The following is a 13,248-nucleotide window of genomic DNA, read 5'->3' on the forward strand; positions in this document are numbered from 1 at the left end:
GAGGTTAGAAGTCTAATTTTCCTGCTTAATTCGCTTGGCTTTCAGGAACGGCATCATGTCGCGCAGTTCCGCGCCAACCTGTTCGATCAGCAAGCTGTGTTCGGTGTTGCGCCGCGGGCGGAAGTTCGGACGCCCGTTGATATTTTCGTCGATCCATTCGCGGGCGAACGAGCCATCCTGAATGCGCGCCAGCACCCCGGCGAATTGTTCCTTGACCGCTTCTTCGACCATGTCGCCGACGACATAGCCACCGTATTCGGCGGTGTCACTCACGCTGTACCACATGTAGCTGAGGCCGCCTTCGTACATCAGGTCAACGATCAGCTTAAGTTCGTGCATGCATTCGAAGTAGGCGATTTCCGGCTGGTAGCCCGCCTTGACCAGCGTTTCGAAGGCCGAGCGGATGAGCGCAGTCACGCCGCCGCACAGCACCACCTGTTCACCGAAGAGGTCGGTTTCGGTCTCTTCCTTGAAGGTCGTCTCAATGACGCCCGCGCGGGTGCAGCCAATCGCTTTGGCATAGGCCAAGCCGAGCGCCTTCGCCTGGCCGGTCGCATCCTGATACACCGCCAGCAGACCGGGCGTGCCCGCGCCGTCCTTGTAGACTTCGCGCACGCGGTGACCGGGGGCCTTCGGCGCGACCATCGCCACGTCGACCGAGGCCGGCGGCTTGATCGTGCCGTAGTGGATGTTGAAGCCATGCGCGAACATCAGCATGGAACCGGGCTTGAGGTTCGCTTCGATGTCGTCGTGGTAGACCTTCGCCTGCATGGTATCCGGGATGAGCACCATGACGATGTCGGCCTGCTTGGTCGCTTCCGCCACCGAGTAGACCTTGAGGCCATCCGCTTCCGCCTTGGCGCGGCTCTTGCTGCTTTCATGCAGGCCAATGATCACGTTCGCGCCGCTTTCTTTGGCGTTGAGCGCGTGCGCGTGTCCCTGACTCCCGTAACCGATCACGGCAATCGTTTTGCCATTCAGCAGCGAGAGATCACCATCTTTGTCGTAGAAAAGCACTGCCATTCGAGATTTCCTTGTAGGTTGAGAATTTGCCGACACATGGTAGGGACGCGCAACGGCGCGTCCGTCTTTTCATCCGATCCCGGCGGACGCCCCGTTGGGCGTCCCTACAAACATACCGGTTTTCGGCAGAAACCAAGTTGTTTCAGTTACACACCGTACACCTGATACTGCGACGTGTGACCATTCGCCGTGACAGGGACGACAGGTTCGTAATCAGTGTCCAGAATGCGGACGCCGCGCCCCATCGCCACCACGCCCGTGCGGACGAGTTCCACGATTCCCAACGGTTTCACATCTTCGATCAGCGCTTCGACAATATCCTCTTGCGCCGCAATTTCCAAAATCGCGACTTCGGGGCCAATGTCGACGATGCGCGCCGGGTAGCGGTCGCAAATCTGCGTGAGCGTGTTGCGCGAATACGCATCATTCGCGCGCACTTTGATCAGCGCGAGGTCACGGCTGACATAGGGTTCTTGCGAGACGACCGTCACGTCGATGACGTTGATCAGCTTGAGCAGGTTGAGCGCCACGCGGCGCGGATCCATGCGTCCGCTTTCCAGCACGATGGTCATGCGCGACATGTGCGGCTTGTGGGTGCGCCCGACGGTGAGGCTGTCGACGTTGAAGTTGCGCCGCCGGAACATGCTCACCACACGATTGAGGACACCGGGCTTGTTTTCGACCAGCGCCACCAGAATATGTTTAGCTCGTGATTCAGACATTTGCTTTGCTCCGCGTTTCGCTACTTCTGTTCTTCTTCATCAGGCTTGGGACGACGCACCATGTCGTGCAGGGCTGCGCCCGCCGGCACCATTGGATAAATCATTTCTTCTTTCTGGACGACGTATTCGATCAGCACCGGGCCGGGGGTTTCCCGCGCAAACTTCACCGACGCTTCCATCTGATCGCGGCTCGTGACCTTCATCGACGGGATGCCGTAGGCTTCCGCGAGCTTGCAGAAATCCGGGTTAAACATGGGGGTGGCATTGTAGCGTTCTTCGTAGAACAGCTCCTGCCACTGGCGCACCATGCCGAGATAGCTGTTGTTAATGATGGCGATGTTGACCTTGATGTTCTCCTGCCGCAGCGTCGCCAGCTCACACAGCGTCATCTGGAACCCGCCGTCGCCGACGATCGCCCACACGTCTTCGTCCGGCTTGCCGAACTTCGCGCCGATGGCGGCGGGCAGGCCGAAGCCCATCGTGCCGAGGCCGCCGCTCGTGAGCATGCTGGCGGGACGCTGATGCGGGTAGTACTGGGCTTCGAGCATCTGGTGCTGCCCCACGTCGGTCACGGTGACGGCGTTACCGTCCGTGAACTTCCACAGGTCATTGACCACCTGCGCGCCGAGCAGCGCGTCTTTGATGTCGCGCTTAAGGATGTCGCGCTCGTCGGCATCTTCGTGCCAATCACGGATGCGGTTCAGCCATTCGCTGTGCTGCTGCGGTTGAACGCTGGGCAGAAGCTGTGACAACACCGTGCGCAGGTCGCCCGCGATCCCCACGTCGACATGGACATTCTTGTTGATTTCCGATGGATCAATATCAACATGAATCTTCTTGGCGTTGGGCGCATATGTCTTGAGCGTGCCCGTCACGCGGTCATCAAAGCGCATACCGAGCGCGATGATGAGATCGGACTCCTGAATGGCGAAGTTCGACGCGGCGTTGCCGTGCATGCCCATCATGCCGACGGTCAGCGGATGATCTTCCGGCATGGCACCCTTACCGAGCAGCGTCAGCGAGACCGGCGACTGCGTGCGTTCGGCGAGTTCGCGCAGTTCCTGCGTCGCGCCGCCCATCACCACGCCATGTCCGGCGAGGATGATCGGTCGCTGTGCCTTCGCGATCAGTTCGAGCGCGGCGGCAATATCGTCGGCGCTCCCGCCCTGCGGCGGACGGTACCCCGGCAGATGGATTTCATCTTCGGGATACACGAATTCGATGCTTTCGTTCTGCACGTCTTTCGGCACATCGATCAGCACGGGGCCAGGGCGACCAGAGCGCGCAATGTAGAAGGCTTCGCGAATGATATACGGCAGTTCATGCGTGTTCATCACCAGATAATTGTGCTTGGTGACCGGCAGCGTCACGCCCGTCACGTCGCATTCCTGGAAGGCGTCGGAACCGATCACCCCGCGTGAGACTTGCCCGGTGATAGCCACAATCGGGGAGGAGTCCATCATCGCCGTGGCCAGTCCCGTGACCAAATTAGTCGCGCCGGGGCCGCTCGTCGCAATCGCGACGCCGACTTTGCCAGTCGCGCGGGCGTAGCCATCCGCCATGTGCGCGGCGCCCTGTTCGTGGCGCACCAGCACATGGTGAATCTGCGGGTACTTCGTCATCGCGTCATAGGTGGGCAGAATCGCCCCGCCGGGATACCCGAACATCACTTCCACCCCTTCGCGGAGCAGACATTCCATGATGATCTCAGCGCCAGTCAGTTTCATTTTTGCATCCTTTGCACAACCAGGTTATCGGTCGCGTAGTCGTCTGGCTCAGCCCGACGATTCCTGTTTCTCAGTCTGATAAACGGGGGTCAGCCACCCGTGACGATCCGCTTTTTCGCCCGACGTGATGGCGAAGAATTCTTCTTGCAGCGCCTGCGTGATGGGACCGCGTGAACCTTTGCCCACCTTGATGCGATCCACGGAGCGCACCGGGGTGATCTCCGCCGCCGTACCCGTGAAGAAGATTTCATCGGCGATGTACAGCAGGTCGCGCGGGATCGCTTCAAATCGCACATTCATGCCGAGGTCGCCCATCAGCTTGATCACGCTGTCGCGGGTGATGCCATTGAGGATCGACGAGCCGATGCCGGGGGTGTAAACCGTGCCTTCGTACACGACGAAGATGTTCTCGCCCGCGCCTTCACTGACCGTGCCGTTAAAGTCCAGCGCGATGCCTTCGGTGAAACCGCCATCGTGCGCTTCCATGCTGATGAACTGGCTGTTGACGTACTGCCCGCCGATCTTTGCCAGCGAGGCGCCTGTATCCGGAGCGACGCGCCGCCACGTGCTGATCTGTACGTCAACGCCCTGCTCGATGGCTTCCTTGCCGAGATAACGTCCCCATTCCAGCGTGAAGATCACGCATTCGGTCGGGTTCTTGCGGCCCTCGACGCCGAGCACCCCCGCGCCCCGAAACACGATCGGGCGCATGTAGCAGGATTCGTGACCGTTGCGCCGGACGATTTCCAGCGCGGCTTCGTTGAACTGCGCTTCGGTGAACGGTACCTCGATGCGCGCGATCTTCGCCGAATTGAGCAAACGTTGCATGTGCGGCTGCAAGCGGAAGATCGCCGTCCCCTGCTTGGTCCTGTAGGCGCGAATGCCCTCGAAGACGCTCGATCCGTAGTGCAGCGCATGGGTGGTGACATGAACCGTCGCCTTCTCCCAATCGACAAATTCCCCGTTACGCCAGATAAGCATGAATGTTATTCTCCCTTGATAACCTGTGACAAAAGTTGAAAGTTAAAAGTAAAGAGTCGGCTGCTTTCAACTTTTGACTTTTACCGTTTAACTTTGGTTTACAAAAACAAAACGCGCTTTCTAGGCATATCCACGGTTGTAGATGTGAGAAAGCGCGTCATGCGTCGGCTGAAGATCCTGATCGTCGCTATGAGACGAACGGCGATCATCCGCGAAACTGAACTGATACGGTTCAGTCCACGGACTGGTACATGGCATGGCGGTCGGCTGCGCCGCGCGACGCGGGCTGACAGGTTGCTGCTGACCGTTGGCTTTTGGTTCCACGTGCAAACTCCTGGAAAAAGAAAAGCCCCCAGGGCTTGGGGGCTTTTTTCGCTGACGTTTCGCTAACTACGTGCCGCTGAACTCACCCAAGCCCAATTACCCCGCCCGTAAGGACGAGTACGCTAATAAGGCTAATGAGGCTAATCAGTACGCGGCTTTTGAAGGACATTTCGTCATTCCTGCTAAAGAACTGTAAGATAGCGTAACCATTAACGCCAAAGCTGTCAACAATCAGATGCGAACCTGCATAAAGTTCGTATAGTGTAACCGTTTACGATTATGCAGGTTGCCTAAACGAGAGAATCTGGGAAGAAAACGCGGACCTGTTCGGATTAGAGCAGCAGCGGCGCACTAAAACGCGGCCTACAACAAGCGTTTCGCGTGTGCGATCTGCTGGCGCACAGATGCCGGTGCCGTGCCACCGATCACGCTGCGGCGCGCGACCGAGGCCGCAAAATTGAACACGTTGTTGACATCGTCCTCAAACAGCGCTGACAGGCCGCGCAGCGACTCAACCGTGAGTTCATGCAGCTTAATCCCCTGCTCCGCCGCTAACCGTACCGCCCGGCCCGACACATGGTGCGCTTCGCGGAACGGCATGCCCTTCAACACGAGATAATCGGCGAGATCGGTCGCCAGCATATCCGGATCGAGTGCCGCCCGCATTTTGTCCGGGTTGAGCTTGAGCGTCTTGATCACCGCAGTGACGACCGGAAGAATCCGCATCAGCGTATCAAACGAATCGAACAGCGGCTCTTTGTCTTCCTGCAGGTCTTTATTGTAGCCTGTCGGCAAGCCTTTGAGCGTCGTCAAAAAGCCCGTCAGGTTCCCGATCAAACGCCCGGCTTTGCCGCGTGCCAACTCCATCGGATCAGGGTTGCGCTTCTGCGGCATGAGGCTTGACCCGGTGCTGTAGCGGTCATTCAACGCGACATAGCCGAAGGCCGGGTTGCTGAACCAGATCAGATCTTCACTGAGGCGGCTCAGGTGAATGGTCAGCATCGACAAGGCATACAGACTGTCCGCGACGTAATCGCGGTCGCTCACGGCATCAAGGCTGTTCGGACTGGCCGCATCAAACTCCAGTTGACTGACGAGTTGATTGCGTTCAATCGGGAACGCCGTCCCCGCCAGCGCGCCCGCGCCGAGCGGCAGCCATTCCAAGCTGGCATCGGCAGCGTGACTCAAGCGCCCGCGGTCGCGTTGGAACATCCAAAAGTAGCTCATCAGCCAGTGTCCCGCCGTGACCGGCTGCGCGGTCTGCACATGGGTATAGCCGGGCATGAGCGTCTCGATGTGAATTTCGGCTTGCTCGACCAGCGCGGCTTGCAGTTGAGCCACGGCTTCACGAGCAGCATTCAGCGCGGCATGGGTCCACAGTCGGAGGTCGGTCGCCACCTGATCGTTGCGGCTGCGCCCCGTGTGCAAGCGACCGCCGACCACGCCGATCAACTCGGTGAGGCGGCGTTCGACGGCAGTGTGAATGTCTTCGTCGCCCGCTTTGAACGCGAATGTCCCCGTGTCGAATTCCGCGCGCACTTTCTCCAGCCCATCGACGATGTGTTCGACATCGTCGCCAGAGATCACACCCGCCTGCCCTAACGCGGTCGCCCATGCGATGCTGCCCTGAATGTCTTCTTTATACATGCGCTGGTCAAAGCCGATGCTGTCGTTCAGCGCGCGCAGATCGGCATCGGTCGGCTCGCTGAACCGCCCACCCCATAATGTCATAAAGCCTCCAAAGTTATCAGTGGTCAGTTCACAGTTCACAGAGAAAAAATCCTTCCTCTGTGTTCTGTGATCTGTGGTTAATCGTTCTTGGCTTTTAGTCGCGCTTGAAGCGGCTGTAATCGGGCTGGATGTACGGGCTCTTGCCGCCGCCGTCAATATTGAGCAGCGCCTCGACCTTCATCGGCAGGCCGAACAACTGGATGAAGCCTTCGGCGTCACGCTGGTTGTACACGTTTTCCTCACCGAACGAGGCGTAATCTTCGCGGTACAGGCTCTGCGCGCTCTTGCGTCCCACGATGATCACGTTGCCCTTGTACAGCTTGAGGCGCACCGTCCCGGTGACGTTTTCCTGCGAGATGTTCACGAAGGCATCGAGCGCATGGCGCAGGCGCGTGTACCACAGGCCGTTGTAGACCAGTTCGGCATACTTAACGGCGAGGATGTCCTTATAGTGCATGGTGTGCTTATCGAGCGTGATGCTCTCCAGCGCCTGATGCGCCGTATGCAGCACCGTGCCCGCGGGGGTTTCGTACACGCCGTGACTCTTCATACCGACGAGGCGATTCTCGACCATATCCACGCGCCCGATGCCGTGCGCGGCGGCGATGCGGTTCAGTTGTATAAACAGCTCAACCGGCGGAAGTTCCACCCCGTCAACGCTGATGGGGTCGCCCTTGTGGAAGCCAATCTCAACGTATTGCGGGGTGTCCGGCGCGTTTTCCGGGCTAACGGACAGCTTAAACATGTCTTCTTCCGGCTCATTCCACGGATTTTCGAGCGGACCGCCTTCATGGCTCAAGTGGAAGAGATTGCGGTCACGGCTGTAAATCGACTTGAGCGTGCTGGTGATCGGCACGTTGAATTCCTGCGCGTAGGCGATGGCATCTTCGCGGCTGCGAATGTCCCATTCACGCCACGGCGCGACGATCTTCAGCTTGGGGTTGAGCGCCATCACGGTCAGTTCGAAGCGCACCTGATCGTTGCCCTTGCCTGTCGCCCCATGCGCGACCGCATCCGCGCCTTCGGCTTCCGCGACTTCGACCATGTGCTTGGCGATGAGCGGACGCGCGAACGACGTGCCGAGTAGATACATGCGTTCGTAGACTGCGCCTGCCTTGAGCGTGGGGAAGACGAAATCGGTCAGGAATTCTTCGCGCAGGTCACGAATGTAAAGCTTGCTCGCCCCCGTCTTGATCGCCTTTTCTTCCAACCCGGTCAGTTCTTCTTCCTGCCCGAGATCGGCGGTGAAGCAGATGACTTCACAGTTGTCGTAGTTGTTCTTCAGCCACGGGACGATGATCGACGTATCCAGCCCACCGCTGTAGGCGAGGACGATCTTCTTGATGTCTTTTCTTGCCATGATCCCCTATCTCCAGAAATAAAAAAGACCCCGTTGGGGTCTTCGCATCCACAATGCATTTGCCGTCACGCAGACGCAATTACCCCGAGATGGAATCGGTATTGCGACGACGGATACGACGGAAGAAGCAGGTAGAAGTTAACATGGGTATAAGGATAACGCGCCCGTAAGAATTGTCAAGCAGTCTAAAAGGCGAACTTGGGCGCGTTATCAGCATTCCAGACGCGGGATAACTTAGGTGCGCTGGGCCGTGATGTTGACCATCCACTCGATGCCGTATTGGTCGGTGAGCATTCCGAAATGATCGCCCCAGGGCGACGCTTGCAGCGGCTGATCAATCGTCGCGCCCACCGCGAGCTTGTCCCAGTAGCCGCGCAGCTGCGCTTCGTCAGTGCCGCTCAGCGACATGGTGATCGTCGCGCCCGGTTGGTAGGCCATATGGCTGGGCGTGTCTGAACCCATGAAGACCAACCCGTTCGCCGCTTCGAGCTGGGAGTGCATAATCTTGTTACCTTCGGTCGGATTGTCGGCCATACCGTATTCACTGAACGTGCTGATGTTGAGCGTGCCGCCAAAAACGCTCTGATAGAATTCCATGGCTTCACGGGCATTGCCCTTGAAATGAACGTACGGGTTCAAGCGAATCATGGGGTCTCTCCTCCTGAGACTAGTGCGCGAATCAGCACATATTCACTGAGTGCCACCCTACATGTTCAGATAGCGCCCATGTGTGAACAAATGTGCTGTATTTGCAGTTTTCAGGTGGATGTTCGCCGGGACGCGCAGCTCAGGTTACAGCGGGACACTGCCCGGCAGCGGCGTCAGGGAGTTCACAATGTAGGTCTGGATAACGGACTGTCCGCTGTCGGTCTGACGAATGATCGTCCATGTCTGATCGGCGAGCATCTGCAAGCGTTCGCTCTTGGCCGCAGGTGCTTTCCAGCGGCTGGCTTCCCAACGCCCAACCACATGCACAACCGCCCGCATCCCGTTATCGGTGATCTCAATATCCAGCTCTTGCAGCGTGTGGACTTCGTCAAAATAGGTGTGGATGATGCCGTCATACCACTTGGAGAACTGAGCGTGACCACGGACTTTCGCTTCGGGGAAGCGCATTTCCATGCCCTTGTCCGCCAGATAGCTGAGCATCTCATCGGTGTCAGCGTGCGTATCGAGCGCGGCATACCAGTTTTCGACCAGATCCTGAATTTCGGGTTCTGTTAAAGGAATCGTGATCATCGAATATGGTTTCTGCTGTTCATTGTCTTCAGTACCAGAGCCTTTTCTACGTTTTAGCTATCGACATGAGCATAGCCCCTTCCGCGCAATTTACTAGCCCATATTCGGAATCATGGCACGATGCCGCTGCGCCAGCGCCGTAAGGTGATACACCAGCTTATCGACATGTTCTGGTGTGCTGTGCTTACCGAGCACAAAGCGCACCTGCCCCATCAAGCGATCCGGATCGACGCCCATCGCCACCAGCACGTGACTCGGCTCCTGCTGGCCGGTCGTGCAGGCGCTGCCACCACTCGCGCCGATGCCCACTTCGTTGAGGTCAAGCAGCAGCGAGTCGCCGTTGAGGCCGCGCAGGGCAAAGCTGGTATGTCCCGGCAAGCGGTCGGTCGGATGGCCAGTCAGCGCCGCTTCGGGAATCGTCTCCAGAATGCGGCGAATGACATCGTCGCGCAGGGGAAGCAGCCGCGCAACTGTGTCAGTGCGTTCGGCTTCGGCCAGTTCGAGCGCCCGCGCCAGCGCAACAATCAGCGCGACGGGTTCGGTCCCCGCGCGGCGATGCGCTTGCTGCGTCCCGCCGAGCAATTGCGGCTGCAGGGGGATGGCACGGCGCACATACAGCAGTCCAATGCCCTTCACGCCGTAAAACTTATGTGCCGACAGGCTCAACAGATCGACGTTGAGCGCCTGCACATCGAGCGAGAGCAGACCGGGCGCTTGCACCGCATCGACATGAAACGGGACACGCCGCTGACGCAGCTCCGCGCCGATCTCCGCAATAGGGTTCAGGCTGCCGACTTCGTTGTTGGCGTACATCACGCTGACGAGGATGGTATCAGCGCGCAGCGCGTCGATGACCTGCTGCGCGGTCACGCGGCCATATTGATCAACGGGCAGAAACGTCACGTCAAAGCCATGTTCGGCCATGTCCTTGAGCACATCGTAGACGGCGTGATGCTCTACTGCGGTCGAGATGATATGCGCGCCGCGTCCGCGCGCCTGCTGTGCTGCTGCGACGCCGCGCAGGGCGAGGTTATCGCTCTCTGTGCCGCCGCTGGTGAAGATCAGCTCGGTGGGCGAGCAGTTGAGGACGCGGGCGATGGTCGCGCGGGCGGCTTCCAGCGCCGCGCCCGCCGTTTTGCCCGCGCTGTGCAGGCTCGACGGGTTGCCGTATAGCTCGGTGAGGAACGGCAGCAGCGCTTCGACTACGCGCGGATCAGTCGGCGTGGTGGCGCTGTGATCCAGATAGATAAAGTCGGTCATGGGGATTATTCCCTTCCCATTTGATTACGGTTAACAACACCCCCCCCCCCCCCCCCCCCCCCCCCCCCCCCCAAGCAGGGGAGAAGGGGAGCTGTCTTTGCCTTGCCCCTTACGCGGGGGGGGCAAAAGGGCGATGCTTGCGAACCCCCCCGGGGGGGGGGGGGGGGGGGGGTTACGACCGCCGCATGAGCACGTCTTGAATGTCGCGCTGTTCGTCGGCGCGATAGTGCGTACCCCGGCTGACCTTGTTGCGCTGCGCGGCAAAGGTGATGGTACGCGCCACTTGAATGGCGTTACGCAAACCGATCAGCGCGTCGTTGAGGCGAGCGCGGCGGTAGAAGTTCTCGATTTCGTGGGCGAGGTGGCGCAGTTCGCGGTCGGCGCGGGCGAGGCGTTCTTCGGTGCGCACGAGGCCGACATAATGCCACATGACGTTCTTGATGGTGGTCATGTCGCCTTCGAGGAGCGCGGGATCGGGTTCATCCACGCCGATATAGCGCCATTCGGGAACGCGATTCAAGGCGATGGGGTCGCGCTGGCGTTCCAGCACATGCCGCGCCGCCCGATCGCCCCAGACTAGACCTTCGAGCAGGCTGGTGCTGGCGAGCCGATTCGCGCCGTGCAGTCCGGTACAGGCGACTTCTCCGACCGCATACAGATTGTCAAAGCTGGTGCGCCCCCAGTCGTCAACCAACACGCCGCCGCAGAAATAGTGCGCGGCAGGCACAACCGGAATCGGTTCGCGCGTCGGGTCGAGGCCGAACTGCGCCGCCGTTTCGACCAACTGCGGGAAGCGGTCGCGGATGAAGGCGGCGTCGCGTTTGCTGGCAATGTCGAGCAGCACGTGTTCGTAGCCATGTTCAAGCAGTTCGCTGTGAATGGCGCGCGCGACGACATCACGCGGCGCGAGTTCCTTCCACACAGGATCATAACGATGCATGAACGGTTCGCCGTTGGGCGTGAGCAGCACCGCGCCTTCGCCGCGCACCGCCTCGCTGATGAGCAAGTTAGGCGCGCCGCGCACGCTCAAAGCGGTCGGGTGGAACTGCACATATTCCGCATTGATAACGCGCACATTGGCACGCCACGCCATCGCAATACCGTCACCCCGTGAGCCGCGCGGGTTGGTCGTGTTGCGATAGATTTGGCCTAAGCCGCCCGTCGCCAGAATGGTATGGGCGGCGAGCACGCGGTGAATTTCACCGGAGTCCCGATCCAGCACATACGCGCCGTGACAGGTCATCGGCTCGTAGGCATCCAGCGGATCGAGCGAGTGATGGGGAAAGGTGATCAGGTCAACGGCGGTGTGATTGGTCAGCAGCGTGACATTCGGGCAGCGTTTGAGCGTGGCCAGCATCTCCGCGATGATCGCACCACCCGTTTTGTCGCCGACATGGATGATGCGCCGCGTCGAATGGGCGGCTTCCAGACCATAGATCAGCTCATCGTCCTCGGTGCGGTCAAAGTGGACGCCCGCCCGTTCAATCAGCACGGACTGCACGAGCGCCGGACCTTCCTCGGCCAGCAACCGCGCCGCACGGGGTGAACTCAAGCCCGCGCCCGCGTTGAGAATGTCGTTCACCAGCAGATCCGGCGAGTCCTCCAGGCCACGCGTGACAATGCCACCCTGCGCCCACGCCGTATTGCTGCTTTTGGCCTCGGGCGAACGCGTGATGATGGTGACATGGTGGCTGGGATCGTCGCTCAAGCGGAGCGCCGCCGCCGCCCCGCCGATGCCGCAGCCGATAATCAGGGTATGGGTGCGTAAGTCGCTCATTTGGGGATCGCCAGCATCCGATCCAGCGCCAAGCGGGCATTGGCCGCAACATCGGCAGGGACGGTGATCTGATTGATCACGCGCCCTTCGACCAGATTTTCCAGCACGTTCGCCAAGTCCAGCGGGCTGATGCGGTACATGGTGCTGCACAGGCACGAAAACGGCGACAGGAGCTGAATGAACTTGTCCGGGAACTGATTCTTGATGCGGTTGACGAGATGCACTTCCGTGCCGACTGCCCACTTCGACCCGGCGGGCGCGGCGCTGATCACATCCACGATGCGCGCCGTCGAACCGACATAATCGGCCTTGTCGACCACTTCCATCGCGCATTCGGGATGCACGATGATGTTGATATCCGGGTGATGCTTGCGCCACAGATCGATGTGATCGGGTCGGAACTGCTGATGCACGCTGCAATGGCCCGCCCACAGGATGATCCTGGCGTTGAGGATTTGCGCATCGGTCAGCCCGCCAAACGGCTTGAAGGGATTCCAGAGCACCATCTGATCGAGCGGAATGCCCATCGCCTTGCCGGTGTTGCGTCCGAGATGCTGATCCGGGAAGAAGAAGACCTTCTCGCGCTGGTTGAAGGCCCAATCAAGCGCGCCATGCGCGTTGGACGACGTACACACGGTGCCGCCACGCGCACCGACGAACGCTTTGAGGTTGGCCGCGCTGTTCATATAGGTGATCGGCATGATGCGGTTGACCGGATCAGCGCCGAGCACCTGTTCCAGTTCATCCCACGCGGTCAGCACCTGTTCAAGGTTGGCCATATCCGCCATGCTGCACCCCGCATTGAGGTTTGGCAGAATCACGACCTGATCCGGCCGACCGAGCACGACGGCGCTTTCCGCCATGAAGTGCACGCCCGTGAACACGATGTATTTGGCGGTGACCTTCGAGCCTTCCTTGCATAGTTGATAGCTGTCGCCCTGAAAGTCGGCGAACTGCACCACTTCGTCGCGCTGATAGTGGTGGCCGAGGATGACCACATCATCCCCTAAAATGGCGCGCGCCCGCGTGATGCGCTCAATTGCGTCTTGCTCACGTTCCAGCAGGGTTTCATCCTGCGTCAGCGTCATATACCGTCATCGTCAC

At 59.7% G+C, this 13,248-nt stretch carries 12 protein-coding genes; all 12 read right to left on the reverse strand.

The genetic code is table 11. The features are described 5' to 3' along the window. Positions 1 to 12 precede the first annotated feature (12 nt). The gene (gene ilvC, locus IPK17_RS01945; RefSeq protein ID WP_343415985.1) at positions 13 to 1,023 is read right to left on the reverse strand and encodes a ketol-acid reductoisomerase; all 1,011 of its coding nucleotides are present in this window, start codon (positions 1,021 to 1,023) and stop codon (positions 13 to 15) included. A 146-nt stretch (positions 1,024 to 1,169) separates the two neighbouring features. Continuing rightward, positions 1,170 to 1,745: an acetolactate synthase small subunit gene (gene ilvN / locus IPK17_RS01950; RefSeq protein ID WP_343415986.1), complete on the reverse strand. Its 576-nt coding sequence runs from the start codon at positions 1,743 to 1,745 to the stop codon at positions 1,170 to 1,172. 20 nt (positions 1,746 to 1,765) lie between these two features. Beyond that, on the reverse strand, positions 1,766 to 3,472 hold the full coding sequence (gene ilvB, locus IPK17_RS01955; RefSeq protein WP_343415987.1) for a biosynthetic-type acetolactate synthase large subunit: 1,707 nt from the start codon (positions 3,470 to 3,472) through the stop codon (positions 1,766 to 1,768). A gap of 48 nt (positions 3,473 to 3,520) precedes the next feature. Then, positions 3,521 to 4,453: a branched-chain amino acid transaminase gene (locus IPK17_RS01960; protein ID WP_343415988.1), complete on the reverse strand. Its 933-nt coding sequence runs from the start codon at positions 4,451 to 4,453 to the stop codon at positions 3,521 to 3,523. Positions 4,454 to 4,573: 120 nt separating this feature from the next. Further along, on the reverse strand, positions 4,574 to 4,777 hold the full coding sequence (locus IPK17_RS01965; protein ID WP_343415989.1) for a hypothetical protein: 204 nt from the start codon (positions 4,775 to 4,777) through the stop codon (positions 4,574 to 4,576). 363 nt (positions 4,778 to 5,140) lie between these two features. After that, positions 5,141 to 6,508, reverse strand: a complete 1,368-nt coding sequence (gene argH, locus IPK17_RS01970) for an argininosuccinate lyase (RefSeq protein WP_343415990.1) — start codon at positions 6,506 to 6,508, stop codon at positions 5,141 to 5,143. 94 nt (positions 6,509 to 6,602) lie between these two features. Continuing rightward, positions 6,603 to 7,868, reverse strand: a complete 1,266-nt coding sequence (locus tag IPK17_RS01975; RefSeq protein WP_343415991.1) for an argininosuccinate synthase — start codon at positions 7,866 to 7,868, stop codon at positions 6,603 to 6,605. A gap of 234 nt (positions 7,869 to 8,102) precedes the next feature. Next, a complete protein-coding gene (locus tag IPK17_RS01980; protein WP_343415992.1) occupies positions 8,103 to 8,516 on the reverse strand; it encodes a VOC family protein in 414 nt (137 codons plus the stop codon). A gap of 144 nt (positions 8,517 to 8,660) precedes the next feature. Then, positions 8,661 to 9,107, reverse strand: coding sequence for a YybH family protein (locus IPK17_RS01985; RefSeq protein WP_343415993.1), 447 nt, complete (start codon positions 9,105 to 9,107; stop codon positions 8,661 to 8,663). Between the two features lie 93 nt (positions 9,108 to 9,200). Continuing rightward, on the reverse strand, positions 9,201 to 10,367 hold the full coding sequence (locus IPK17_RS01990; protein ID WP_343415994.1) for a cysteine desulfurase family protein: 1,167 nt from the start codon (positions 10,365 to 10,367) through the stop codon (positions 9,201 to 9,203). A 172-nt stretch (positions 10,368 to 10,539) separates the two neighbouring features. Next, the gene (gene nadB, locus IPK17_RS01995; protein WP_343415995.1) at positions 10,540 to 12,144 is read right to left on the reverse strand and encodes an L-aspartate oxidase; all 1,605 of its coding nucleotides are present in this window, start codon (positions 12,142 to 12,144) and stop codon (positions 10,540 to 10,542) included. Beyond that, on the reverse strand, positions 12,141 to 13,232 hold the full coding sequence (gene nadA, locus IPK17_RS02000) for a quinolinate synthase NadA (protein ID WP_343415996.1): 1,092 nt from the start codon (positions 13,230 to 13,232) through the stop codon (positions 12,141 to 12,143). The genes nadB and nadA overlap by 4 nt, the downstream gene beginning before the upstream one ends. Between the last annotated feature and the right edge of the window lie 16 nt (positions 13,233 to 13,248).

Source organism: Candidatus Flexifilum breve (genome assembly GCF_016713355.1).

Excerpts from the sequence above, each read along its gene's own strand:
- ilvC (WP_343415985.1), bottom strand. The coding sequence starts at position 1,023 with ATGGCAGTGCTTTTCTACGACAAAGATGGTGATCTCTCGCTGCTGAAT.
- ilvN (WP_343415986.1), bottom strand. The coding sequence starts at position 1,745 with ATGTCTGAATCACGAGCTAAACATATTCTGGTGGCGCTGGTCGAAAAC.
- ilvB (WP_343415987.1), bottom strand. The coding sequence starts at position 3,472 with ATGAAACTGACTGGCGCTGAGATCATCATGGAATGTCTGCTCCGCGAA.
- IPK17_RS01960 (WP_343415988.1), bottom strand. The coding sequence starts at position 4,453 with ATGCTTATCTGGCGTAACGGGGAATTTGTCGATTGGGAGAAGGCGACG.
- argH (WP_343415990.1), bottom strand. The coding sequence starts at position 6,508 with ATGACATTATGGGGTGGGCGGTTCAGCGAGCCGACCGATGCCGATCTG.
- IPK17_RS01975 (WP_343415991.1), bottom strand. The coding sequence starts at position 7,868 with ATGGCAAGAAAAGACATCAAGAAGATCGTCCTCGCCTACAGCGGTGGG.
- IPK17_RS01980 (WP_343415992.1), bottom strand. The coding sequence starts at position 8,516 with ATGATTCGCTTGAACCCGTACGTTCATTTCAAGGGCAATGCCCGTGAA.
- IPK17_RS01985 (WP_343415993.1), bottom strand. The coding sequence starts at position 9,107 with ATGATCACGATTCCTTTAACAGAACCCGAAATTCAGGATCTGGTCGAA.
- IPK17_RS01990 (WP_343415994.1), bottom strand. The coding sequence starts at position 10,367 with ATGACCGACTTTATCTATCTGGATCACAGCGCCACCACGCCGACTGAT.
- nadB (WP_343415995.1), bottom strand. The coding sequence starts at position 12,144 with ATGAGCGACTTACGCACCCATACCCTGATTATCGGCTGCGGCATCGGC.
- nadA (WP_343415996.1), bottom strand. The coding sequence starts at position 13,232 with ATGACGCTGACGCAGGATGAAACCCTGCTGGAACGTGAGCAAGACGCA.